The sequence below is a fragment of the Streptomyces sp. HmicA12 genome, from assembly GCF_000373565.1.
In the GTDB taxonomy this organism is placed as follows: domain Bacteria; phylum Actinomycetota; class Actinomycetes; order Streptomycetales; family Streptomycetaceae; genus Streptomyces.
In genome coordinates this window covers 102,966-127,121 of record NZ_KB891831.1, presented here as the reverse complement: position 1 = coordinate 127,121, position 24,156 = coordinate 102,966, and the positions used below count along the sequence as shown (strand labels likewise).

24 protein-coding genes are annotated in these 24,156 nt (G+C 72.3%); 7 read left to right on the top strand and 17 right to left on the bottom strand.

The window, feature by feature from the left end; genetic code table 11:
- Positions 1–136: 136 nt before the first annotated feature.
- Positions 137–727 (bottom strand): TetR/AcrR family transcriptional regulator, encoded by a 591-nt coding sequence (locus tag B072_RS0130760; protein WP_018533804.1) that lies wholly within the window; start codon positions 725–727, stop codon positions 137–139.
- A 79-nt stretch (positions 728–806) separates the two neighbouring features.
- On the opposite strand from B072_RS0130760, the gene B072_RS0130755 reads away from it, so the two are divergent.
- The 3 genes from B072_RS0130755 (at position 807) to B072_RS0130745 (ending at position 2,452) form a co-directional block, all read left to right on the top strand.
- Positions 807–1,622 carry a class I SAM-dependent methyltransferase gene (locus B072_RS0130755; protein ID WP_018533803.1) on the top strand — a complete coding sequence of 272 codons (816 nt, stop codon included), beginning with the start codon at positions 807–809 and terminating at the stop codon, positions 1,620–1,622.
- 39 nt (positions 1,623–1,661) lie between these two features.
- Entirely contained in the window at positions 1,662–2,108 is a 447-nt protein-coding gene (locus B072_RS0130750) for a pyridoxamine 5'-phosphate oxidase family protein (protein ID WP_018533802.1), read from the top strand.
- Positions 2,109–2,236: 128 nt separating this feature from the next.
- Complete coding sequence (locus B072_RS0130745; protein WP_158689267.1) at positions 2,237–2,452, top strand: hypothetical protein; 216 nt, start codon at positions 2,237–2,239, stop codon at positions 2,450–2,452.
- A 22-nt stretch (positions 2,453–2,474) separates the two neighbouring features.
- Here the strand turns inward: B072_RS0130745 and B072_RS0130740 are convergent, their stop codons facing one another.
- The 5 genes from B072_RS0130740 to B072_RS0130720 form a co-directional block, all read right to left on the bottom strand.
- On the bottom strand, positions 2,475–3,920 hold the full coding sequence (locus tag B072_RS0130740; protein WP_018533800.1) for a family 43 glycosylhydrolase: 1,446 nt from the start codon (positions 3,918–3,920) through the stop codon (positions 2,475–2,477).
- Between the two features lie 121 nt (positions 3,921–4,041).
- A complete protein-coding gene (locus B072_RS0130735; protein WP_018533799.1) occupies positions 4,042–4,983 on the bottom strand; it encodes a carbohydrate ABC transporter permease in 942 nt (313 codons plus the stop codon).
- A gap of 1 nt (position 4,984) precedes the next feature.
- Positions 4,985–5,890, bottom strand: a complete 906-nt coding sequence (locus B072_RS0130730; protein ID WP_018533798.1) for a carbohydrate ABC transporter permease — start codon at positions 5,888–5,890, stop codon at positions 4,985–4,987.
- 18 nt (positions 5,891–5,908) lie between these two features.
- Positions 5,909–7,252, bottom strand: a complete 1,344-nt coding sequence (locus B072_RS0130725; RefSeq protein ID WP_018533797.1) for an extracellular solute-binding protein — start codon at positions 7,250–7,252, stop codon at positions 5,909–5,911.
- Between the two features lie 84 nt (positions 7,253–7,336).
- Positions 7,337–9,145 carry a glycoside hydrolase family 2 protein gene (locus B072_RS0130720; RefSeq protein WP_018533796.1) on the bottom strand — a complete coding sequence of 603 codons (1,809 nt, stop codon included), beginning with the start codon at positions 9,143–9,145 and terminating at the stop codon, positions 7,337–7,339.
- Positions 9,146–9,295: 150 nt separating this feature from the next.
- Between B072_RS0130720 and B072_RS0130715 the strand changes: the two genes are divergently transcribed.
- On the top strand, positions 9,296–10,318 hold the full coding sequence (locus tag B072_RS0130715; protein WP_018533795.1) for a LacI family DNA-binding transcriptional regulator: 1,023 nt from the start codon (positions 9,296–9,298) through the stop codon (positions 10,316–10,318).
- A 25-nt stretch (positions 10,319–10,343) separates the two neighbouring features.
- Here the strand turns inward: B072_RS0130715 and B072_RS44450 are convergent, their stop codons facing one another.
- From B072_RS44450 to B072_RS0130695, 4 genes are all read right to left on the bottom strand, one after another.
- Positions 10,344–11,552: a hypothetical protein gene (locus B072_RS44450; RefSeq protein WP_158689266.1), complete on the bottom strand. Its 1,209-nt coding sequence runs from the start codon at positions 11,550–11,552 to the stop codon at positions 10,344–10,346.
- Positions 11,553–11,718: 166 nt separating this feature from the next.
- Positions 11,719–12,117, bottom strand: a complete 399-nt coding sequence (locus B072_RS0130705) for a RidA family protein (RefSeq protein WP_018533793.1) — start codon at positions 12,115–12,117, stop codon at positions 11,719–11,721.
- The gene (locus B072_RS0130700; RefSeq protein WP_018533792.1) at positions 12,114–13,241 is read right to left on the bottom strand and encodes a mandelate racemase/muconate lactonizing enzyme family protein; all 1,128 of its coding nucleotides are present in this window, start codon (positions 13,239–13,241) and stop codon (positions 12,114–12,116) included. Before B072_RS0130700 ends, B072_RS0130705 begins: the two co-directional genes overlap by 4 nt.
- A gap of 38 nt (positions 13,242–13,279) precedes the next feature.
- A complete protein-coding gene (locus B072_RS0130695; protein ID WP_026246477.1) occupies positions 13,280–14,071 on the bottom strand; it encodes a creatininase family protein in 792 nt (263 codons plus the stop codon).
- A gap of 41 nt (positions 14,072–14,112) precedes the next feature.
- Between B072_RS0130695 and B072_RS0130690 the strand changes: the two genes are divergently transcribed.
- Positions 14,113–15,063, top strand: a complete 951-nt coding sequence (locus B072_RS0130690; protein WP_199791112.1) for an ROK family protein — start codon at positions 14,113–14,115, stop codon at positions 15,061–15,063.
- Positions 15,064–15,074: 11 nt separating this feature from the next.
- On the opposite strand, the gene B072_RS0130685 is transcribed toward B072_RS0130690, so the two are convergent.
- Genes B072_RS0130685 through B072_RS0130665 form a run of 5 tightly spaced genes read right to left on the bottom strand, consistent with a single transcriptional unit; the run spans position 15,075 to position 20,140 of the window.
- Positions 15,075–15,896, bottom strand: coding sequence for an ATP-binding cassette domain-containing protein (locus tag B072_RS0130685; RefSeq protein WP_018533789.1), 822 nt, complete (start codon positions 15,894–15,896; stop codon positions 15,075–15,077).
- Positions 15,893–16,711 carry an ATP-binding cassette domain-containing protein gene (locus tag B072_RS44445; protein WP_018533788.1) on the bottom strand — a complete coding sequence of 273 codons (819 nt, stop codon included), beginning with the start codon at positions 16,709–16,711 and terminating at the stop codon, positions 15,893–15,895. Before B072_RS44445 ends, B072_RS0130685 begins: the two co-directional genes overlap by 4 nt.
- The gene (locus B072_RS0130675) at positions 16,708–17,604 is read right to left on the bottom strand and encodes an ABC transporter permease (RefSeq protein WP_018533787.1); all 897 of its coding nucleotides are present in this window, start codon (positions 17,602–17,604) and stop codon (positions 16,708–16,710) included. The genes B072_RS44445 and B072_RS0130675 overlap by 4 nt, the downstream gene beginning before the upstream one ends.
- Positions 17,601–18,566: an ABC transporter permease gene (locus B072_RS0130670; protein ID WP_018533786.1), complete on the bottom strand. Its 966-nt coding sequence runs from the start codon at positions 18,564–18,566 to the stop codon at positions 17,601–17,603. The genes B072_RS0130675 and B072_RS0130670 overlap by 4 nt, the downstream gene beginning before the upstream one ends.
- On the bottom strand, positions 18,566–20,140 hold the full coding sequence (locus B072_RS0130665; RefSeq protein ID WP_051127321.1) for an ABC transporter substrate-binding protein: 1,575 nt from the start codon (positions 20,138–20,140) through the stop codon (positions 18,566–18,568). The genes B072_RS0130670 and B072_RS0130665 overlap by 1 nt, the downstream gene beginning before the upstream one ends.
- A 54-nt stretch (positions 20,141–20,194) precedes the next feature.
- On the opposite strand from B072_RS0130665, the gene B072_RS0130660 reads away from it, so the two are divergent.
- Positions 20,195–21,091 (top strand): IclR family transcriptional regulator, encoded by an 897-nt coding sequence (locus B072_RS0130660; protein WP_018533784.1) that lies wholly within the window; start codon positions 20,195–20,197, stop codon positions 21,089–21,091.
- Complete coding sequence (locus tag B072_RS0130655; protein WP_018533783.1) at positions 21,088–22,140, top strand: serine hydrolase domain-containing protein; 1,053 nt, start codon at positions 21,088–21,090, stop codon at positions 22,138–22,140. The genes B072_RS0130660 and B072_RS0130655 overlap by 4 nt, the downstream gene beginning before the upstream one ends.
- Here B072_RS0130655 and B072_RS0130650 read toward each other — a convergent pair.
- Complete coding sequence (locus B072_RS0130650) at positions 22,118–23,029, bottom strand: helix-turn-helix domain-containing GNAT family N-acetyltransferase (RefSeq protein WP_018533782.1); 912 nt, start codon at positions 23,027–23,029, stop codon at positions 22,118–22,120. The genes B072_RS0130655 and B072_RS0130650 overlap by 23 nt on opposite strands.
- A gap of 74 nt (positions 23,030–23,103) precedes the next feature.
- Entirely contained in the window at positions 23,104–23,871 is a 768-nt protein-coding gene (locus B072_RS0130645) for an SDR family NAD(P)-dependent oxidoreductase (protein WP_018533781.1), read from the bottom strand.
- Positions 23,872–24,156: the final 285 nt, after the last annotated feature.

Below are 24,156 nucleotides of genomic sequence, written 5' to 3'. Positions count from 1 at the left end.
TCGGGTGCGGACGGCCGCGCAGGTTCTCGTACGCGGCGACGCCGATCCACTCCGTGGGCGTGACAGTGTCCATGGCGCCCATGATGGCGGGCCCGCGCCGCGGCCTCAACTGCCTTTTCCGCAGCGGGAATCCCCTCTACCGGGGCAGCGACCCGGCGAGGACCGACTCCACGATCCTGCGCACCTCCGCACGCTGCGGAGGGCCGTCGTCCCGGCCCGCGAACAGCAGGTGGCCCGTGCCGACGAGGCTGAGGGCGAGCGTGTCCACGTCGGTACCGGGGGAGAGGCGGCCCGCCGCGCGCTCTGCACCGAGGTAATCGACGACCACGGCCGTGGCGCGGGCGAGGACGGTGACGCCCGGCCGGCCCGCCGCGCGCAGCCGGGCCCGCAGGCCGTCGCGGAAGGTGATCAGGCTGACGAGCGCCAGCGCGACGGGGCTGAACAGGCCGGTCAGGGCGTCGGTGAGGTGATCGACGAGCGAGCCGGACCCGGCGACCGCCCGCAGCTGCGCGCCCCGCGCGTCGATCCCCTCGACCCGGTCGAGGATCAGCTCGCACAGGAACGCGTCGAAGTCGGCGAAGTGCCGGTGCAGCACCCCCTTGGCGCACCCGGCCTCGTCGGTGACCGCCCGACTGGTCAGCCCGGCCGCGCCGTCCCGCAGCAGGACGCGCTCGGCGGCGTCGAACAGCTGCGTGCGCACATCGCGGATGGCCACCCCGGTCGGCACCTGCGGATCTCCTTCGTCATCGCTGCGTCGGTCGGGCCAACCGTAGACGAGTGGGCATGTGCCCACCTAGAGTGGGCGAATGCCCACTCACTCCGGCCCGACCCCTTCCTCCGTCCCGGACGAACCGCACAAGGCCCGCGGCATGGCGGAGTCCTTCGGCTCCGATCCCGACCGCTACGACCGCAGCCGCCCCCGCTACCCCGGCGCGCTGGTGCGGCGGATCGCCGCGGCGGCGCCGGGACCCGACGTCCTCGACGTCGGCTGCGGCACCGGGATCGCGGCGAGTCAGTTCCGCGCGGCGGGCTGCACCGTGCTCGGCGTCGACGTCGACGCGCGCATGGCCGGCTTCGCGCGCGAGCGCGGACTCCCGGTCGAGGTGGGCGCGTTCGAGACCTGGGACCCGGCGGGTCGCACCTTCGACCTGGTCGTCGCCGGACAGACCTGGCACTGGATCGACCCGGCCGCGGGCGCCGCGAAGGCCGCCGAAGTACTGCGCCCCGGCGGGCGCGTGGCCCTGTTCTGGAACGTCTACCGGCCCGGCCCCGCCCTCGCGGACGCCTTCGCCGCAGCCCACCGCGCGGCACTCCCCGACGCCCCGCGCATGCCTTGGAAGAACTCCGCCATCGACGCGTACGGGGCCATCTTCGACAAGGTGGCCGACGGCCTGCGCGCCACCGGCTCCTTCGACGACCTTGATCGGTGGGAGGTCCGCTGGGAGCAGCACTACACGCGCGACGCCTGGCTGGAACACCTCTCCACCAGCGGCGAGGCGGCCCTGTACACCCCGGAGCAGCAGGCAGACCTCCTCGCGCGCACCGGCGCCGTGATCGACGAGATGGGCGGCGCGTTCCCGATGCCGTACCTCGCCGTGGCGGTCACGGCCACGCGGACCTAGGTCTTCCGACGGTGGGCAGCCCGGTCGCCGCTCTGGACGATGGGAGCCGTGACCACCACGCACCGCTTCGACCCGGACGCCTTCCTCCGCCGGCCGTTCACCGCCCGCCTCGCCACCGAGGGCCCGACCGTGCGCCCCGTCCGGTACCTGTGGGAGGACGGGGCGTTCTGGGTGCTCACCGGGCCGTGGACCCGGCTCTTCGACCGGGTGCGCAAGGATCCGAAGGTCGCACTGGTCGTGGACGAGTGCGACCTCGCTACCGGACGTGTCCGCCAGGTCCAAGCCCGCGGCCGGGCCGAGTTGGTGCCCTTCGACGTACCGAGGGGTCGCCGGAAGCTCACCCGCTACCTGGGCGCCGACGAGACCCGCTGGGACGAGCGGTTCGTGCGCTATCTGTACGACGATCCGGCGGAGCGCGGAACGGTGTGGCTGCGCCTGATGCCGACGTCGCTCACCACCCACGACCTCGGTTACGAGGTGCGGTGAGCCCGGTCGGCCTGCGTTGTCAGTGCCGGGTGCTATCCCTGGAAAGGTCGAGGGATCACGAAGGCGCGACGAAGGAGGAAGACATCGGACAGGACGGTCGGCAGCGGCGGTTCGGGCAGGACCTGTGCGTGCGACGGCACCCGGAGACGCGGGTGGAGTGCGTGCTCGCCGACACGCACTATCCGCGCCCGCACTACGCCCTGGACGGGACGACATGGCACGACGGACTGTGCGGCGCGTGCAGCGGCAGCGGGAGCCGCGACGGGACGGTCTGCGACTCCTGCCACGGAGGAGGGTTCTGCCTGCTGGAGATCGAGATCGGGGCCGACATCGACGAGGAGTGACCGGCCCCGACGCGACAGGGCGTCAGTCCGTGTAGACCTCGGCCCGGTCCACGCTCACGAACGAGGCGCCGGCCGAGGAATTGTGCTCACCGGTGACCCGGACGCGCAGCGTGTGCGGGCCGCTCGCCAGCCGTGGGCTCAGGTACTGGAGCGTCTCGCCGGTGCGGATCGCGTTGTGGAAGTCGACGCGCTGCTCGGGGCCGCCGTCGACGCTGATCGCCGCGATCCCGTTCCCGGTGTCCTTGACCGACAGCAGGGCGATGCGGGTGCCGGTGAAGGTGAACGTGGCGGTGTTGCCCGCCTGGTCGCTCCAGTGGTCGTCGCTCCAGAAGCACTGCGCGGCGCAGCCGGTGCCCGAGTTCCAGGTGCCGGTGTACGTCACGCCGCCGCTGCCGCTGGACCGGCCGTCGTCGTTGATCCAGTAGTTGCCCGAGCCGGGGTCACCGGACGGCAGGTCCTGGGTCGCGCCCATCGCGAGCGGCGTGCCGAGGTTCGGGCTGCCGTCCGCGTTCCAGGAGATCTTCTGCGCGCGCGTCGTGCGGTTGGTGTACGTGTTCGTCGACGTCGTCTTGGCGTGGTAGATCAGCCAGTCCTCGGTCCCGTCAGGGGACTTGAAGAAGGCGTGGTGCCCGGGGCCGAACACGCCGCGGTCGTCGGCGCGGGAGAATACCGGCCCGGCGGCTTGCGTCCAGTTGCCGGGCACGAGCGGATCGGCGCCGTTGGGCAGCGACTTCATCCAGACCTGGTAGTCGGGCTTCCCGGTGTCACAGGTCGAGTACGTCATCCACGTACGGCCGTTGCGGTTCAGGAACTCGGGGCCCTCCCGCACCTCGGGGCAGCCTCCGGCGGCGTCGATCGCGACCGCGTCGCCCGAGACGGTGTACGGGTTCGACATCGGCGCGATGTTCAGGCCGTTGTGCTGGTACGGGTTGATGCCGCTGTACGCGAGATACAGCTTGCCGTCGTGCTGCAGGATGCCCGGGTCGATGGCGAAGTCATCGGCGTGGTTGGGCGGGGTGAGCTTCGCCTTGTAGTGGTACGGGCCGGTCGGATCGTCGCCCGACGACTCCAGGACGTAGAGCCGGTGATGGTCGTCCGTGCCGTCGTCGGCCGTGTAGTACAGGTACCAGTGGTCGCCGAAGCGGTAGAACTCCGGCGCCCAGATGTGCTGGTCGCGGGAGGTGTCGGTGTCCGCCCACACCGTCTTCGGGTCGGCGTCGAGCAGCGTGGCCAGGGACGGCGAGCTCCACATCTTGATGCTGTCGCCCTGGGTGGTGGTCAGGTGATAGGCGCCGTTCGCATAGGTCAGGAACGGGTCGGGACCGGTGTTGAGCGGATTGCGGAAGGTGCCGCTCGCGGCGGCGTCGGCTCTCGCCGGCCTCTCCGCGGCCGCCTGCGGTGCGCAGGCCAGACCGGCGAGCAGGGCGAGCAGTGCGGAGACGAGGGCGGTACGGGACCGTGCGCGCACGAGCGGCTCCTTACATCGATGTAAGTCCCAGGCGTTCAGGACCGTAGGGAAGGGGTGGGGGCGGTGTCAACGGGGCACGCGGTGTGGAGAGTTGAGCCCGGGCGACCGGAGTCGCCCGGGGTCACTGGCCGCCCAGACCCGTCGTCGCCACCGACTTGACGATGTGCCGCTGGAAGAAGACGAACACGGCGACCAGCGGCAGCGCGGCGAGCACGGCCGACGCCATCGACTGCGCGTACTGGATGCCGTACGCGTCCTTCACCGTGGTGATGCCGACGGGCAGCGTCATCAGGGACGGGTCGGACGTGGACACGAACGGCCACAGGAAGTTGTTCCACGCCCCGATGAACACGAAGATCGCGACGGCGGCGAGCATCGGCCGCGACAGCGGCAGCAGCACCGACCAGAAGATCCGCCAGTGCCCCGCGCCGTCGATCCGGGCCGCTTCCTCCAACTCGACGGGCAGCGAGTCGAAGTGCTTCTTCAGGATGAACACCATCACCGGTGCCACGGTCTGCGGGAGGATCACCGCCGCGTACGTGTCGAGGAGATGCAGGGTCAGCATCTGCTCGAACCAGGGCACGATCAGGATCTGCGGCGGCACGAGGACCGCCGCGATCGTCAGCGTGAACAGCCACTTGCGGCCGGCGAACAGGGTGCGCGAGAAGGCGTACCCGGCCATCGCCGAGACCAGCACGGTGATCACGGTGACGGCGGCCGAGATCAGGAAGCTGTTGAGCATCCACAGCGGCAGGTCGCCGCGCTCCCACACCGTGCTGAACGCCTGGAGCGTGAAGCCGTGCTTCGGCCACAGCCAGTGCAGCGGATCGCTCGCGTCCTGCTCCGACTTGAAGGCCGTGAGCACGCCCCACGCCATGGGCAGCAGCCATATCAGCGCCGCGATCACGAGCACGGCGAGGGCGAGCACGCGGGTGGTGAGGCCGGCGCCGAGCGTCAGGTTCGTGGTCGACCGCGCGGGGCCGCCACCCCGCTTCGGCGGGCGTACGGGCACGATGGGCTGACGCTTCGCGGGGCGTACGGGCGTGTCGGTGGTGGTCGTCATGTCACTTCTCCCGGCGGCGGAGTACGGCGAACTGAGCGGCGGAGGCGAGGACGACGAGGGCGAAGAAGATGTAGCTGATCGCCGACGCGTAGCCGAGCCGGTAGCCGGTGAAGCCGACGTCGTAGATGTACTCGACGACCGGCCGCGTCGAGCTGTTCGGGCCGCCCCTCGTCAGCAGGTACACCTGGTCGAAGACCTTCAGGGACGCCAGGATCTGCAGCAGGGTGATGACGGTCGTGATGCGGCCGAGCTGCGGCAGCGTGATGGAGAACAGGCGGCGCCAGGCCCCGGCCCCGTCGATGGCCGCGGCCTCGTACAGGTGGTCGGGGATGGACTGGAGGGCGGCCAGGTAGAGCAGGAAGTTGAAGCCGACCGTCCACCACAGCGTCGTCAGCGCGATGGCCCACATGGCCACCGACTCGTCGCTGAGCCACGCCACTTGATCCAGGCCGAGCGCGCCGAGCACATGGTTGTAGACGCCGAGATCCGGCTGGTACAGCCACAGCCACAGCAGACCGACGACGCCGACCGGCAGCAGGTACGGGGCGAAGAACGCCAGGCGCCACACCCACTGGCCGGGCAGACCGGTGTGCACGAGGAGCGCCATGCCGAGCGCCACCACGACCAGCGGCACGGTCGAGATCAGGGTGAACACGAGGGTGTGGCCGAGGGCCCGCCACATCTCGGCGTCCCCGAACGCCTCCGAGAAGTTGTCGAGGCCGACGAAGGACGGGGCGTGCGCGGACAGGGCCTTGTCCGTGAGCGCCATCCACAGGCCCTGGCCCAGCGGCCACAGCAGGAACACGGCGAACAGGGCGAGGAAGGGCAGGGCGAAGAGCAGGCCCGGGGACAGCAGCCGGCGTACGGACAGCGGTCCCGGCCGGGGCGAGGGGTGGGGAGAGGACATCGTCGTGCCTCCAGGGAGTCAGGCCGGGCTGGGCTTGGAGAGGAAGGTGTTGACGCGCCGCACCATCGCGCGCGCCGCACGGTCGGGGGACAGACCGTCGAGCAGGGCCTGCTGGAGCACCTGCGACATGGCGTTCTGGAAGTCGGAGCCCGCGCCGACGAACCAGGCGGGCGGGTCGAGGACCACGGTGGACGCGGCCGACTTGTAGTGCGCCTGCGGCAGCAACTCGGCGTACTCCTTGGTGCGGGTCACCGGCGTGTACGCGGGGATGTGCCCGGCGGTGGCCCAGGTCTGCCCCGCCTTGAGGAGCGCCGCGACCGCCTGATGCGTGCGGCGGCGGTGCCCGGCGTCCGGGTTCTCGCGGTGGGGGAGGACGAACGAGTGCGAGTCCGCGTAGATCGCCGGAGTGCCGAAGACGGTCGGGAACGGGGCCGCGTCGACCTTCTTGTCCGCCGTGCGGAACGTGCCGAGCTCCCACTCGCCGGACAGGGCCATCGCCGTCTGCCGGTTGGTGAACGCGGCCACGCTCGCGTTGTAGTCGAGGCGCTTCGGATTGGCCTTGCCGTCGACCAGCTCGGCCATGAAGGAGATGACCTCGGCCATCCGGTCCAGGTCCACCTTCGCGGGCCCGCCCGGCGGCAGCTCGAACGTGCCGCCCGTCTGCCGGTACAGCCCGTAGAACAGCCGCCAGCCCTGCGCGGTGTCGTTGACGTACCCGAAGGAGATGCCCTGCTTGCCGGACGCCTTGGCCAACTCCCGCCCTGCGGCGAGGAATTGCTCGGGCGACGAGAACGCGTCCGTGTCCAGCGTGCCGTCCGCCTTCAGCAGACCCGCCTTCTTCGTCGGCTCCGGGTGGAAGAACACGATGAAGGGGTGCGTGTCGAGCGGGATCGCGTACGTCGCCCCCTCGTACCGGGTGCGCCCCCACACCGCTTTGGCGAAGTCCTGTTCGTGGACGCCGAATTCGGCCAGCAGGTCCATGTCCCACGGATCCACGAGGCCCGTCGGGGCGTATCCCGCGAGCCGTGACATGTGCGCCACGGCGACGTCCGGGCCGCGACCTCCGGCCGAGGCCATGGCGAGCTTCGTGTAGTACGGGGTGCCCCACTCCAGGACCGTGCGCTCGACGTGCACGCCCGGCATGTGGGGCCCGGCCTTGCGCACCATGTCGTTGAGCAGACCGCCGTCGGCTCCCTGGAACAGGTCCCACAGGCGTACGGTCGCGTCGTCGGCGGCCAGCGCGCTGCCGCAGCCGCTGAGCGCCCCGGCACCGAGGACCGAGGCCCCGGCGGCGAACGCGGCCGTCAGCGCGCGCCGCCTGGTGAGCGCGGGGCGACCGACAGGGACGGATGGACCGGTCATGTGGCTCCTTCCCGGTGGACGGCGGGGTCGTCCCGACACCGCCGTCCACGGTCATACATCGATGTAAATCGCGGACAGACTGAGCTAGCGCACGTTCTCGAAGGCGGCCGGACGGAGCTGGGCGTCCCGCAGCCGGGCGGTGTCGGCCTTCTCGCCGCGGTCGAAGCGGTAGACGCCGTTGCGCTCCTGGAAGACGTCCGTGAGCTGGGTGTAGCAGTAGCCGAACATCTCGGGGTCGCCCAGGAGCACGCCCGTCAGGCCCGTGAACCGCTCGATGAACTCCACTGCGGTGCGCGGCCGTTCGCCGTACCCCCACGAGTCGTCGCGTGCGTCGCCGGCCACCTCGGCCGCGGCCTCGGGGTCCCACCAGATGCCGCCGAACTCGCTGCAGAAGTAGGGCTGCCCGCGGTACGGGACGGACCAGACCTGGCCCTCGGGGCCGGTGTTGACGTACGGCTCGTTCTCCGCGAGGCCCCGCATCGTCTTCGCGAAGGCCGCAGGATCCTGCTCGTAGCAGTGCGCGTCGTACACGTCGGTCTCCGGGACGCGGTGCGCGTACCCGGACGCGTCGATCACCGGGCGGGTGCTGTCGGCCTGCTTCGTGGCCAGGAACATCGCCTGCGTGACGTCGTCGAGCCGCGTGATGCGGTCGTGCAGGTTCTGGTACGTCTCGTTCAGCGGGCACCAGCCGATGATCGACGGGTGCGAGTAGTCCCGCTCCACGGCCTCCAGCCACTGGGCGACGTACGACGCGTCGGGCCGCTGGTTGTCGTCACGGACGCCGACCTCGCAGCCCCAGTCGCCGAACTCGCCCCACACCAGGTAGCCGAGCCGGTCCGCGTGGTACAGGAACCGCTCCTCGAAGACCTTCTGGTGCAGTCGGGCGCCGTTGAAGCCCGCCGCGATGCCGAGTTCGATGTCGCGCACCAGGGCGGCGTCGGTCGGTGCGGTCATCAGGCCGTCCGGGTAGTAGCCCTGGTCGAGGACGAGGCGCTGGAAGACCGGCTCGCCGTTCAGGAGCAGCCGCTTGCCGTCGACCGAGACCGAGCGCAGGCCCGCATATGAGGTGACCCGGTCCACCGACTCGCCTTCGGCGTCGACGACTTCGAAGGTGAGGTCGTACAGGTGCGGGTCGTCCGGCGCCCACACGCGCTGCCGGTCCGCGGGCACGGTGAGCGCCAGGCGCGGACCGAGGTCGAGGTCGGCGCGGGCCTCGGCGGTGACGACCGTGCCGTGCTCGTCGGCGAGGGTGGCGCGGAGCCGGTGGCCGGGGGCGTTGCCGGTCAGGGGCAGCTCCAGGTAGAAGGTGCCCGAGGCCAGGTCCGGGGTGATCCGGGGACGCTTGAGGGCGACCGTGCGCGGCACCGGCTCCAGCCACACCGTCTGCCAGATGCCGGTGGTGCGGGTGTAGTGGCAGTGCGAGTTCGCGAACCAGGTCGCCTGCTTGCCGCGCGCCTGCGGGCCGTGCCGGGTGTCGCGGGCGCGTACGACGAGTGTCAACTCCGCGCCGGGTGCGGCGATGTCGCCGAGGTCGGCGGTGAACGGGGTGAAGCCGCCGCGGTGCCGGGTCACCTCCACGCCGTTCGCCCACACCGTGGTGTCGTGGTCGACGGCCCCGAAGTGCAGCAGCACCCGGGAGTTGGTCCAGTCGGCGGGCACCGTCACCGTGCGCCGGTACCAGACGGCCTCCAGGAAGTCGGTGTCGCCGACCCCGGACAGCTCCGACTCCGGGCAGAACGGCACGGTGATGTGACCGCCCAACTCCCGCTCCTGCAGCCCGCGTTCCAGGCCCGTGTCGGAGCGGTCGATCTCGAACTCCCACCGTCCGTTGAGGTTCAGCCAGGCCTCGCGGACGAACTGGGGGCGCGGGTACTCGGGACGGGGGACGGGCATGGTGCTCCTTGCCGGGTGGGTACGGCGCCGGGCGGCGCGGGGTCATGGCACCATGGCGATTACATCGTTGTAAATATCCGGGGCGGTGCGGGATCCGGCCCGAAGCCGATTCGTGATGCTCGATAGGATCGCGGACGGCAGACGGAAGGAATGAACAGCGTGGCGGCCAGACCCAGGATCAAGGACGTTGCGGAGTACGCGGGCGTCTCGCCCAAGACGGTCTCCAACGTGATCAACAACTTCGAGCATGTCTCCGACCGGACCCGCGAGGTCGTCCGGGAGGCGATCGACGCCCTCGGCTACCGGGTCAACATCGCGGGCCGCCAGTTGCGCCAGGGCCGCACCGGCATGATCACCCTCGCCGTCCCCGAGCTCGACGTCGCCTACTTCTCCGAGCTGGCCAAGCACGTGATGACCGAGGCCGACCAGCGGGGCCTGACCGTGCTCCTCCACCAGACCGGCGGCTCCCGCGAGCGGGAACTGGCCGCGCTGCACGGTTTCGACGCCCAGTTCTCCGACGGCGTCATCCTCAGCCCCCTCGCGCTGCAACCCCGCGACCTCGCCACCCGCGACCGCCGGCTGCCCGTGGTCCTGCTGGGCGAGCGGCCCGCCGAGGGCAGCACCGACCACGTCGCCATCGACAACGTACGGGCCGCGCGCGAGGCCACCGCGCACCTGCTGGAGCGGGGGCGGCGCCGGATCGCCGTCGTCGGCGGCAGGGCGCGCGGCCGCCAGGGCACCGACCGGCTGCGCACGGACGGGTACCGGGAAGCGCTGAAGGCGGCCCATGTCCCCTTCGACAGCGACCTGGTGGTCCCGGTGGACGCGTACCACTGGCGGGACGGCGCCCGTGCCGCGGTCGCGCTCCTCGAACGCGATCCGCAGCCGGACGCGCTGCTCTGCCTCAACGACCACCTCGCCCTGGGCGCGCTGCGGGCCCTGCACGAGAAGGGGGTGGGCGTGCCGAAGGACGTGGACGTGGTGGGCTTCGACGACATCGAGGCGTCCCGGTTCAGCGTGCCCACGCTGACGACGGTGTCCCCGGACAAGAAGGAGATCGCGCGCGCCGCCGTGGCGCTGCTCGTCGGCCGCGTCGACGATCCGGACGGCGGGCCGCTGCGGGATCACGTCGTCGGGCACGAGGTGATCGTGCGGGAGAGCACCGGGGGGTGACGCGCCCGCGGGAGCGCCTCCGCGGTCAGCCGGCCCGCTTCAGACGGACGACGACCGGGGCGTCGAAGGCGTCGCCGGACTGGTTGACCTGTACGTGCCCGGCGCCCAGCCAGGAGTCGGTGCCGGGTATTCGGTGGACCTCGGACAGCCACAGCGACTGGTTCGACGGCTTGCGGGCGCCGGTCGACAGCGGCAGCCGGTGCCGCTGGATCTTCACACAGCGGCCGTCGTCGGTCAGGTACCAGTTGCCGTCGAGGAACAGGCCCGCGTCGTCCTGGGCCACCGGAAGGCGCAGGGCGCAGCCGCCGGGCGCCGGTTCCTGCGCGACCCATGCCGAGCCGTCCCGGCGCAGCCGGATGTACTCCTCGTCCGGCTCCTCCTCGCCCTCGCCGTGGTTGAAGCCGTTGACGCCGTAGGCGCGCACCTCACCGCTGTCGAGCGCGAAGACCTTGGTCAGGGCGGCGCCGGGCTCTGGTGGGATCGGGTCGTCGAAGCGGGTCACCGGGGTGTCGACCGCTTTCCACGACGTGCCGTCCCAGTGCATCGTGGCCGGCTGGTCGTACGGGGTGCCGCCCGTCAGCTCGGTGCCGGGGCCGGTCGAGCGCCGGCCCACCGCCCAGGCGTCGTCCGGTCCCACCACGGCCAGGTCCGCGGTCTTGTACGGCAGCGAGGTCGTCGTCCATCGGCTGCCGTTCCAGTGCTGGGCGGTCCGCTCGCCGGTGAGGGCCCAGACGTCGTCCGGCCCGTCCGCCTCCAGGCCGGTGACAGCGCCGGGCGGCGGGTTCGGCACGGCGGCCCAGCGGGTCCCGTCCCACTGGGCCCAGCGGGTCGTGGTGGACCCCTGCAGGGACGGCGTCGTCCGCAGCCAGATCTTCCCGTCGCCGATCTCGTCGAGGGCGGGCGGAAATTCGACGGTGCCGAGGGAGCCGGGCAGGGGCTCCGGGGTCCAGCGGGCTCCGTCGTAGTGCAGCAGGCGCGCGGCGGGGTCACCGTCGTTCTCCGTGCCGACCGCCCAGATGTCGTTCTCGGCGAGCAAGGCGACATCCGTGAGGTCGCCGCTGAAGTCCGCTATGTGCTCGAACTCCCAGGTGAGTGAGGGCACTTGGGAAGAAGAGGAGCTTTCGGGGCCGGACGGCCGCGTGTCCGGGTTGCCGCATCCGGCCACGGTGAGCAGCGCGGCCAGCGCGGCGGCCCCCGCCACTCCTCCGAGTCCGGATCCCGCTGCCGTGCGCATGCTCGCTCCTCCGGTCGTCCCGTGCCTGCCCCGCCGTCTGGGTCCCGGCGAGCGGGCAGCGTATCCGGGCGGCGACCGCCGGTGGTCATGGGGGCGGACCCAGGTGCCCACCCGGTGCGGGAGGGACCGGAGCGTGCCACCGGCCCCTCCCGCGTACCGCGTGCGCTCAGGAGGTGCGGCGCAGCGCCACCACGTCGATCTCGACGAGGATGTCCATCAGGTCGGAGCCGACGGTGGTGCGCACCGGACGAGGCTCGCCGAAATGCTCGCGGTACACCGCGTCGTACGCGGCGAAGTCCCGCTTCAGGTGCTGGAGATGGACGGTCGACTTCACCACGTCGTCCAGGTCGAGGCCGTCGGCACGCAACAGGGCGCGCAGGTTCGCGAGGACCTGACGCGTCTGCTCCTCGACGGTGTCGGCGACCGCGCCGGTCGCCGGGTCCTGCGGGCCGAGCCCCGAGGTGAACAGATACGGTCCGGCGGCAAGAGCCTTGCTGTAGGCGCCGGCCTGCGGCGGGGCGCCGTCACTGTGCACGGCACGCTTGGCCGTGGGCTCGGTGCTCATCGGGTCAAGTCCCCTTCGCGCTCGTTGACTTCGGCGTAGTGCCGCAGCTTGTCCTCGTCGACGGTGACACCGAGGCCGGGACCGTCCGGCACCCGCAGCCGTCCGTCGCGCAGCGTCAGCGGCTCGATGATGTCGTCGGCGTGCAGGTAGTACATGGAGTCGATGGCCCGGTTCAGCACGGGCGTGCTCGCGACGACGGCGAGGTGGGCGGCGGTGGCGATGCCGAGTTCGCCGCCGCTGTGCAGGTTCATGCCGAGCCCGAACGTCTCGCAGTGCGCGGCCAGCGCCTTCGTCGGCGCGATGCCGCCCCACTTGTAGACGTCACCGTGGATGACGTCGACCGCACCGAGGCGCACGGCGGGCGCGAAGTCCTCGAAGCGGACCACGCACATGTTCGTGCACAGCGGGATCCGCACCTTCTGCCGGACCTGGCTCATCCCCTCGATGCCGACGCACGGGTCCTCCAGGTACTCCAGGTCGAGCTCCTCCAGGGCGATCCCGGCACGCACCGAGTCGGGCACCGACCAGGCGGCGTTCGGGTCGACCCGCAGATTCACCTCGGGCAGCGCCGCGCGCACCGCCCGCAGGATCGCGACGTCGCCCTGCACATCGGTGGTGCCCTTCAGCTTCACGGCGGTGAACCCGCCCTCCGCGACGACCCGCCCGGTGTGCTCGGCGAGCGCGGACGGCAGGTCGGCGGGGCGGGCGTCGGGCGCGTCGGCGCGGGTGATGAGCGCGGTCAGCGGCACCTCGTCGCGGACCGGTCCGCCGAGCAGGTCGGTCACGGACTGGCCGGTGGCCTTGCCCATGACGTCCCAGCAGGCGACGTCCAGCGCGGCCAGCGCCGCGTAGCCGAGGTAGCCGTAGAAGAACGGCACCATGTGGTGGCGCCGGTGGAACGCCTCCAACGCGAACGGGCTGGTGCCGATCAGGTCCTCGGCCAGATCGCGGACGATCGCGGCGACCGGCCGGCCCCACATCGTCTCGCCCCAGCCCTCGATCCCGGAGTCGGTCCTGATCCGCACCACGGTGCGGGTCTCCCCGGTCTTCGTCTCGAAGGAGCTGGTGAACGGGTTGACCAGCGGCAGGTTGACGACGTGCACGTCAACGGCGGTGATCTTCATGGGAGTTGCGGGTTCCTCTCGGAGGGGGAGATCAGGGGTCAGCGGGTCGGGTCGGGCCGGGTCGCCGCGTCGAAGGCGAGCACCGCGCGGGCCAGGCCGCGCACGCGGGCGTCGAGCAGCCGGGCACCGTGCGTGGCGTCCGCGCCGGCCGCGTCGTCGGTGGCGCCGCCCACGCGCTCCCACTCGCCGTGGCGTTCCACGGTCAGTCCCGGGTGCGGCGGCTTGTCGAACAGGGGCGGCGGATCCACCGGCTCGCGCGCGTCCCGCTCGGGACGGACCTGCTCGGGCCTGGCCGCCAGCATCAGGGACGTCTCGAACCAGCCGGCGTGGCCGGGCACCAGCTCGGAGTGGTCTTCGGAGTCGGAGGCATCGGCGAGCGTCCAGTACGAGCACGCGGCCGCCGTGACATCGGCGCGCAGCGCGAACCGCTTCACCGCGAGACGCATGATCTCGTCGTTGCCGCCGTGCCCGTTGACGACGAGCACCCGGCGATGTCCGCAGGCGGCCAGCGAGTCGAGCAACTCGTCGAGGACCGCGCCGAGCACCGGCGCGGACAGGGTGAGCGCCGCGGCGAACGTGTGGTGCGGACTGTGCCCGTACGGCAGCGTCGGCAGCCGCACCAGATCCGGCACGTCGGCACCGGCGGCGGCCTGCTCCGCGAGCAGGTCCAGGGCGCGGGAGAGCACCGCGTCCACCAACATGGTGTCCGTGCCCATGGGCAGGTGCCCGGCGTGCTGTTCCTGCGAGCCGATCGGCAGGACGGCGATCGCCCCGGCCGCCGCCGCGCGCGTCTCGCGCCAGGTGGTCTCGGTCAGATTCCGGAAGGTCATGCCGCTGTCTCCCCGGTCCGGGGGCATGACAGAGTCGGCGCATGGCGCATGAACGTATTCCTTTGCGATTGGTTCCCGAGCCAGGGCCGGACGAGCCGGTCCGTCGGGACGTCGGTGTGCTGGGCGCCGTCGAGGTGCTGCCCGGCGCGGTGCGGGCCGCGCTGCTCACCCGCACCGGAGTCGTACGGGAACGGGCCCAGGCCGCCTTCGACGCGTCGAGCGCCGACCCGGCCGTCGTCGACGCGGCGCTGCGGGCGGCTTCCCAGGTGTTCGCCGGTCAGGTGCCGGCCGGTGTCGGGGTCGCCGCGGCCGGTGTCGTGGACCCGGCGGCGGGCCGCGTCATCGAGGTCAACGACGCGCCCGCGCTGCGCGGCTACCCGGTCGCCGACCGGCTGACGGAACTGACGGGCGCGCCCGTGCGGGTCGAGCACCGGGCCCGCGTGCAGGTCCTCGGCGACCGCTGGTTCGGCGCCGGGCGCGGTCGGCGCTCCTTCGCCTCCGTCGCCACCGGGGAGGTGCTCGGCGTGGGCATCCTCTACGACGGCCAGGTGCTCGCCCCCGCTGGTGGACGCAGCGGCGCCCACATGACCGTCACCGCCAGCGGGGAGCTGTGCACCTGCGGGCGGCGCGGCTGCTGGAAGACGGTCGCGACGACCCGCTGGCTGCGCGGCCGGGCAGTCGAACTGGGCCTGGAATCGGGGGCGTTGGGCGACCTCGTGACCTCGGACGAGGCGGCCGCCCTCGGTCTCGTCGAGGAGTACGCGCAGAACCTGGTGCTCGGCCTCGCCACCGTCCAGCAGCTCTTCGCCTGCGGCCTGTTCGTACTGCACGGCGAGGCGCTGGACGGCGGCGAGCCGTTCCGCGCACTGGTCGAGTCGCGGCTGCGGGAGGACGCGCTCGGCGGGGGCGAGGCTCCCACCGTGGTGCTCGGCGAGCCGTCGGACACCGGTGCGCTGCTCGGCGCGGCGGGCCTGGTCCTCTCCGGACCGTAGGGTGCGCGGGATCATCCCGCCGCCTGGTGCGTCCGTCGCGCCCGCGCCGGATCGGGTACCGGAACGGCGTCCAACAGCCTGCGCGTGTAGGCGTGTTGAGGCTTCTCGAACACCTGCTGAGCGGAGCCGCACTCCACGATCCGCCCCTGCCGCATCACGGCGACCCGGTCGGCGATCTGCCGCACCACGGCCAGGTTGTGCGAGATGAAGAAGTACGTCAGACCCAGGCGCTGCTGAAGATCGGCGAGCAGATCGAGGACGCGGGCCTGCACCGACACGTCCAGGGCGCTCGTCGGCTCGTCGAGGACGACCAGGCGCGGTTCCAGGGCGAGCGCCCGCGCGATCGAGATGCGCTGCCGCTGCCCGCCGGAGAACTCGTGCGGGTACCGGTCGAGGATGGTCGCGTCCAGGCCGACGGCGTCCAGGAGTTCACCGACCCGCTCGCGCACCCGGGCCCGCCCGCGTCGCCCGCGTGCCCACTCCTCGTGCGTGACGAGCGGCTCCCCGACGATCTCGGCGATCCGCAGCCGCGGGTTCATGCTGGAGTACGGGTCCTGCAGCACGACCTGCATCTGCCGGCGCAGCGGCCGCAGCTCGGCCCCCTTCACCGACAGCAGCTCTGCACCGTCGAAGCGGACGCTGCCCGCGGTCGGCTCGAGCAGCCGGAGCAGCAGCCGGGTCAGGGTCGTCTTGCCGCAGCCGGACTCCCCGACCAGCGCGAACGTCTCGCCCTCGCGCACGGTCAGCGACACGTCGTCGACGGCGACGCTCGGCGGCCGCCCGGGGAACTCCTTGCGCAGGCCGCTGATCTCCAGCAGATCGTTCGTGCTCATGCGACGGGCTCCAGTCGAGGGGTGGCGTCCAGCAGGCCGCGCGTGTACGCGGCGGCGGGACGGGTGAAGACCTGCTCCACGTCGCCGCTCTCGACGACCTCGCCGTGGCGCATGACGACGACGCGGTCGGCGGTCTCGGCGACGACCCCCAGGTCGTGGGTGATCAGCAGGACGGCCATGCCGTGCCGTTCCTGGAGGCGCACGAGCAGTTCCAGGATCTGCCGCTGCACCGTCACGTCGAGCGCCGTCGTCGGCTCGTCCGCGATGAGCACGCGCGGCCGGGCGACGAGAGCGGAGGCGATCATCACGCGCTGGCGCAGGCCGCCGGACAGCTCGTGCGGGTACTGCCGGTAGCGCCGCTCGGGGTCGGGGATGCCGACCTCGTCGAGCGCGGTCAGTGCCCGGCGGCGGGCCTCGGCGCGCGAGTGCCCGCCGTGCAGCCGCAGGACCTCGGCGACCTGGTCGCCGACCCGCTGCAACGGGTCGAGGCTCGTCATCGGATCCTGGAACACCATGGAGATCTCGGCGCCGCGCACCGTGCGCAACTCCCGTTCGCGCAGGGCGAGTACGTCCCTGCCGTCGAGGAGCACCTGCCCGCCCGCGTACACGCACGGCGGTTCGGGGTTCAGGCGCAGCGCGGACAGCGCGGTCGCGGACTTGCCGCTGCCGGACTCGCCGACGACGGCGAGGGTCTCACCGGCGGCGACCGAGAAGTTCACACCGCGCACCGCGTGCACGGTGCCGGAGGCGAGGGTGAAGTCGACGCGCAGGTCACGGAATTCGAGGAGCGGCGGGGTGGGGGAGTGGTCGGTCATCGGCGGTACGCCTTCGGGTCCGCGACGTCGCGCAGCGCGTCGCCCAGGATGTTGATGGCCAGGGAGGTGAGCATCAGCGCGACGCCCGGGAACACGGCGATCCACCAGGACGTACCGAGGTACAGCTGCCCGTCGGCGAGCATGCCGCCCCAGGTCACCGTCTCCTTCGGCACACCCAGGCCCAGGTAGCTGAGCGAGGCCTCGGCGACGACGGCCGCCGCGATGTGCAGGGTGCCGATCGTGGCGAGCGGCGCCATGACGTTGGGCAGCAGGTGTCGTCGCATGATGGTCAGGTCGCCGACCCCGATCGCGCGGGCCTCGGTGATGAAGTCGCGGGTGCGCAGCGACAGCACCTCGGAGCGGACCACACGCGCGTACGACACCCATCCGGTGATGCCGAGCACGAGGATCACGTAGCCGAGCCCGGAGCCGACGAACCCGACGACGGCGAGAGCCAACAGGATGGCGGGGAAGGCGAGTTGGACGTCGGCCACGCGCATCACGACGCGGTCCGTCCAGCCGCCGAGGTAGCCGGAGGCGAGGCCCGCGACGGTGCCGATGACCCCGGCGAGCAGGGCGGCGCCCGCGCCGACGAGCAGCGAGACCCGGGTGCCGTACACGACCCGCGAGAGCAGGTCGCGGCCGAGCTGGTCGGTGCCCAGGAGATGAGCGCCGCCGCCGCCGGACTGCCAGGCGGGCGGCCGCAGCCGGGCGAGGAGGTTCTGCGCGTTCGGGTCGGCGGGCGCGATCAGCGGGGCGAACACCGCGCAGACCACGATCAGGACGAGGAAGGCGAGCGCGACGGCGGCGAGCCGGTTGCGCAGCAGGGAGCGCCACATGGAAGTCCGCGCCGCGGCGGTGGCGACAGGAGCAGGGGCGGTGATGGTGGTCATCGGGGGTTCCTCACCCTCGGGTCGAGGAGGCCGTAGGACAGGTCGACGAGCAGGTTCACCACGACGAACGTGGCGGCGAACAGCAGCACGGTGCCCTGGACCAGCGGGAAGTCGCGGTTGGCGATGGCCTGCACGGTCAGCTGCCCGACGCCCGGCCAGGAGAAGACCTGCTCGGTGAGGATCGCGCCGCCGAGCAGGCTGCCGACCTCCAGGCCGACGACGGTCACCACGGGCAGCGAGGCGTTGCGCAGTCCGTGCCGCAGCACGGTGCGCACCGGACCGAGGCCGCGGGCGCGGGCGGTTCGGATGTGGTCGGAGCCGAGGACGTCGATCAGTGAGGAGCGCAGCAGCCGTGCCACGACGGCGACCGAGTACACGGAGAGCGTGATCGACGGAAGCACGAGATGCGCGAACGTGCCGTACCCGGAGGCGGGCAGCGCGTGCAGGCCGACGGCGAACACCAGAATCAGCAGGATACCGATCCAGAACGGGGGCGTGGACTGGCCGACCAGCACGGCCGTGATGACCCCGCGGTCGGCTGCCTTCCCGCGGCGCAGCGCCGCGATGACGCCGGCGGGCAGTGCGACCACCAGCGTCACGACGAGGGCGCCCGCGGCGAGCAGCAGGGTGGCCGGGATGCGGTCGGCGAGGACCTCGCGGACCGGCTGGTTGTAGAAGAGGGAGTCGCCGAAGTCGAGGCGCGGCAGGCCCCACAGGTAATCGAAGTACTGCGTCAGCAGTGGTCGGTCCAGCCCCAGGTTGTGGCGCAGCACGCTCTCCTGCTGGGCGGTCGCGTCGGGCGGCAGCATCACCTTCACCGGGTCGCCCGACAGACGTACCAGGAAGAACACGACGGTGGCGGTGCACAGCAGCACGAGGAGCGCGGTGCCGAGCCGGGCGAGGGCGGGGCGGAGCGCGGTGCCGAGGCGTATCCCGAGGGGCGCGGTCAGGGTCTCGCTCATCACACGGCCACCTTCGCGCTGGCCATGTCGAGGACCCCGGCCGCGCCGGGCGACCACGTCGGCCGGGTGTTGTGCACGTAGATGTTGTCGATCTGGTACAGCGACACGAACGGCGCCTCGTTCTTGATGAGTTGCTGGAGATCGGCGAAGGCGCGGCGCCGCACGGCGGGCTCGACGGAGAGTTCCTCGCGGTCCACGAGCCGGTCGGCGCGCCGGTCGTGCCAGCGGCTCTGGCGGCGGTCGCTGCGCACGTTGGACTGGAGCATGCTCTCGCCGTCGAGCGTCCACACGGTCGACGCGGCCAGGTACATCGGGCCAAGCGCGCCGTGGTTGTCGGAGGTGAGGCGCTGCGCGTACGTGCCCGGGTCCAGGAGGTTCACCTTCGCGTGCACCCCGGCGCGGGCGAGGAGTCCCGAGATCGCCTCGGCGACGTTCGCGTCGACGTTGGAGGCGGTGAGCGTGGTGCTGATGCCGTCGGGGTGCCCGGCGTCGGCGAGCAGCGCGCGGGCCTTGGCAACGGAACGCTCGTACGGCTTGAGGGTCGCGTCGAAGCCGAACGCGCCGCGCGGGATCATCGCCGGCACCTCCGTGGCCTTGCCGCCGAGCACCGCCTTGATGAGCAGGGGTACGTCCACGGCGTGGTTCAGGGCCTGCCGGACCCGCCGGTCGCGCAGCGGGCCCTCGGAGAGGGTGTCGAGCGACAAGTAGGAGGTGCGGATGCCGGTGTGGTGGTCGATCCGCACGTCCGGGTAGCCGTCCAACTGCTGGGCGGCGTCCGGCGTCATGCCCGACACGATGTCCACCCCGCCGCTCTGCAGGGCGGCCAGCGCGGACGACGAGTTGGGCGCGGGGACGAAGACGAGCTCGTCGACGTGCGGGCGGCCCTGCCAGTGGTGCGCGTAGGCGGTGAGCCGCAGTTCGTGGTCGCGCTGCCAGTGCGCGAAGACGAACGGCCCGGTGCCGACGGGACGCGCGGCGAACCGCTCGTCGCCGACCTCCTTGAGGTACTTGGGAGGGACGACGACTCCGCCGAACAGTGACAGCTTCGCGGGCAGGATCGGGTCGTGCACCGAGGTGCGGATGTCCACCGTGTACCGGTCGACGACGGTGACGCCCTCCACGTACCGCAGCTCGACGATCGGTGACTTGGTCGCCGGATCCAGCAGCCGCTCGATGCTGAACCGGACCGCTTCGGCGTCGCACGCCTCGCCGTTGTGGAACGTCACGCCGCGGCGCAGCGTGAACCGCCACACCTTCGGCTCGATGGCCTTCCAGGTCAGGGCGATGCGCGGCTGCAGGGTGTTGTCGCGGCCCCGGGTGGTGAGCGTGTCGAAGAGGTTGATCAGGGCGTTCATCGACGTCATGTCGCCCTGTTTGTGCGGGTCCATCGTCTTCGGGTCCCCGGTCTGCGAGACCCGCAGGACGTTCCCCGCCGCCTGTGCCGGCGGCGCTCCGCACCCGGTGAGCAGCGCGGGGGCGGCCAGGGCGGGCACCGAGAGTGCCCCGGCGCGCAGCACCGAGCGGCGGGAGCGGCCGACGCGCGAGCCGCCTCCCCCTCCACGTATTCGTTCCATCGAGCAACACACCCGTTCCGGTGAATGGAATGCAGTGCGGGTAAGGTAGGTCACATGGGGAAACCGGTCAACAGTCGTTCGCAGCAACAGACGTCCGTCGCGGCGGAGGACGCCGTCGAACCGGGGCAGTCGGGGGCGCCCGCGCCCGGCCCGGTCGACAAGGCGATGGAAGTGCTGTCCGCCCTCGCCGAGACGGGGGCGCCGCACCGCCTCGCGGACCTCGCCCGGCGCACGGGGCTCGCCAAGCCCACCGTGCACCGCCTGCTGCGCGCCCTCGCCGCGGCCGGATACGCCGACCCGGCGACCGGTGGCAGCTACCGGCCGGGGCCGCGACTGCTCGGGCTCGCCGCGGGCGTCCTCGCCGACGACGCGGCACTGCGCGCGGCGGGGCCGGTCCTCGACGAACTGCGCGTGCGCACCGGCCTGTTCGCTTCCTACGTGGTCCGCGACGCCCGTACCGTGATCCACCTGGACGTCCGCGCCCCGGTCCAGGCGCTCGGCCTCGACCTGCGGCCCGGCGCGCGCGAGGCGGTGACCGCGGGCGCCGCCGGAATCTCTCTGCTCGCCGCGTTGCCGCCCGAGGACGCGGAGGCGCTGCTCGGCGAGACCGAGACCGAGACCGAGACCGAGACCGAGACCGAGACCGAGACCGATGCCGCTACCGGCGTCGGGGAGGCGACCCGTGCCGTGCTGGCCGCCGCGGTCCGTGACGGTTACGCGTTCGACGGTGCGGACGCCTGGCGGGACCGTCGCGCGTTGGCCGCCGTGGTGCGCGGCGCCGGCGGTGACGTGGTCGGCGCACTCGCCCTCACCGGCCTCGCCTTCACCCTCGACGACGCGGCCGCGCAGCTCTACGGGCCGATGGTGCGCTCCGCCGCGGCGGCCGTCTCGGCGAGCCTCGCGGCGCAGCCGGGAGTACGGCTCGGAGTGATCACGGGGGAGCGGCGATGAGCGAGATAGGGGGGCTTGCCGGGGCGCGTCGCGGCCTGCTCGAACAGGGCCGCGCGGACGGTCAGTTCTCGGGCGCCGCCTGGTCGTTCGGCGACGCGCAAGGGCCGGACGACCGCGGCTGGACGGGGACCCGCGCGCACGGCGGAGCTCCGCTGGACGGCACCGACCTGTGGGACCTCGCGTCGGTGACCAAACCGATCGTGGGCCTGGTGGTGATGGCCCTGGTCGAGCGCGGCACGCTCGACCTCGACGACACCGTGGGCCGCCACCTGGAGCGCTACCGCGACAGCCCGCACGCGGACCGCACGCTCGCCCAACTCCTCGACCACACCTCGGGGTTGCCCGGCGGCGTACCCCTCTACCGCGACCACCCCACCCGCGAGTCGCTGCTCGCCGCGCTCGCCACCCTGCCGCGGAACGCGGCGCCCGGCACCCACGTCACCTACTCCTCACAGGGGTTCATGCTGCTCGGCCTGATCGCCGAACAGGTCACCGGGCAGGGCCTCGACCGGCTCGTGGCCGAGTTCGTGAGCGCGCCGCTCGGCCTGACCGACCTGGGCTTCCGGCCGGGCCCCGAGGGCCGGCGGCGGGCCGTGGCCACCGAGGCCTGCCCCTGGCGCGGGCGTACCGTCGTCGGCGAGGTGCACGACGAGAACGCGGTGGTGCTCGGCGAAGTCGCGGGCCACGCGGGCCTGTTCGCCACCCTCGGCGACCTCGAACGACTGGCCCGCGCCCTGCTCGCGGGCGGCCCGCCGCTGCTGAAGCCGGACACGCTCGCCCTGATGACGGCGCCGCGCACGGACGCCCTGAATCTGCGCCGTGCGCTGGCCTGGCAGGGGCAGGACCCGGTCGGCTCCCCGGTGGGCGACGCGTTCGGCCCCGCCTCCTACGGCCACACCGGTTTCACGGGCACGAGCCTGTGGCTCGACCCGGAGGCCGGCCGGTACGCGATCCTGCTCACCAACCGCGTCCACCCGGACCGTACGGAGCGCGGGTTCACCGCACTGCGCCGCGCGTTCCACGAGATCAGCGGCAGCCCGGGTCGGTGACGCGCTTCTCGAACCAGTGATGCGCGTACGGCTCGTCGTTGAAGGCGGGCACCTCCTGGAAGCCGGAGGCGCGGTACAGGCCGATCGCCGCGTCGAGCGCCTTGTTGGTGTCCAGGCGCAGCACGGTGCGCCCGTGCCGCGCGGCGCGCGCCTCCAGTTCGGCGAGGAAGCGGCGGGCCAGGCCGAGGCCCCGGGCGTGCGGCGCGATCCACATGCGTTTGACCTCGGCCGGTGCGTCGGCGGGCAGCTTCAGTCCCGCGCAGCCGACGGGTGCGCCGTGCAGACGGGCGACGAGGAACAGGCCGTGCGGCGGCCGCAGTTCACCGGCGTCCGGCAGCAGGCTGCGGGCGGGATCGAAGCCCGTCTCGAAGAGCGACCCCAGTTCCGTGAAGTACGACCGCAGGCAGTGCTGGGCGTCCGGGTGGTCGGGGTCGACGGAGTCCAGGGTGACCGTCCCTGCGGTCAGCAGCCGGTCGACCTCCGCCATGGCGGTGACGAGGCGGGCGCGCTGGGCCGCGTTGAGCGGTGCCAGCAGGGAGCCGGCCAGCTCGTCGCTGCGGCCGTCGAGCACCGCGCGCTCCGCACGGCCCGCCTCGGTGAGCCGCACGGAGCGCACCCGGCGGTCCTCGGGGTGCGGCTCCACCGTGACCAGGCCGTCGGACTCCAGCGCGCGCAGCAGCCTGCTGACGTAGCCGGAGTCGAGCCCGAGGCGCTCGCGCAGCTGTCGGACGTCCTGGCCGTCCTCGCCGATCTCCCACAAAAGGCGTGCCTCGCCGATCGGGCGGTCGAGGCCGAGGTAGTGGTCGTGCAGCACGCCTACGCGTTCGGTGACGGTGCGGTTGAAGCGCCGCACCCGGTCGATGTGTGTCGGGTCCGTGTCCGTCGTCATTCTCTGACTTTAGTCAGGAAATGAAGAAGGAGGGACGGAGTGCAGGGACGGAGGGAGTGGCGGAGGGCGTGGGCTCAGAGACCGAAGCCGCCGTCGACGTCCAGCTTTTGGCCGGTGATGTACTTCGCGCGGTCCGAGGCCAGGAAGCACACGGCCTCGGCGACGTCCTCGGCCGAACCGAAGGAGCGCAGCGGGATGTTGGCCCGGGCGGCGTCGAGTGCCTCTTGGTGAAGATGGCCGGCGGCCGTCAGCTCGGCGGCCATGCCGTCGGTGAGCATGCCGGGCCCGACACAGTTCACCCGGACCCCGAAGCGGCCCTCCTCGGCGGCGAGGTTCCTCGCGGTCGCCTCGACGGCGCCCTTGGGCCCGGCGGACAGGCCGTCGCGGACGGCGACCCGCCGGGTGGCGGCGGTGGTGACCGCCGTAATGGTGCCCTTCGCCCGGCGCAGCGCGGGCAGCGCCGGGTGGGCGAGGTTGAAGAACGCGGCGGCCTCGGCGCCGAGATGCCCGGCGAAGTCCGCCGGCGCCACCGTCGACAGGTGGACCTGGGGCACCCATGGGCCGGCCGCGTGGACGAGGGTGTGCAGCCCGCCGAAACGCTCGACGACCTCGTGAACGAACGCGGCGGCCGCGTCGGCGTCGATGAGATCGACCTGCGCGACGGCGACGGCAGCGCCCCCTGCGGACAACTCCTCGGCCAGGTCCTCGGCCGCCGCCTTGTTGCGGTGGTACGTGAAGGCGACGCCCGACCCGAGCCGCGCCAGCTGACGGCAGACGGCGGCACCGATCCCGCCGGTACCCCCGCTGACCACGGCGATCCCCACTCTGTCCGCGAAGCCCATACCGATGGCCTTTCGTGGTCGACCGATGGATGCGAGCAGATGGAACAAGCGGTCGTGCGGCTGCAGAGGTTAGGTCCGACACGGTGAACTATCAACGGCCGGGACGGAGCGAGCGTGAGCCGGGTGCCGTTCGTGCGGGGCGCGGGCGGCGGCCTGCAAGGGCACGGTCTGCGCGGCGTAGCCGTAGATCCAGCCGCTACGGACCAGCGGATCACCTCCCGCGGGGGCCTTGTCGCGCGCCGCCCGCTCGGGGCCGTCGGGCAGACGGTTCTCCGCCTCCCGGGC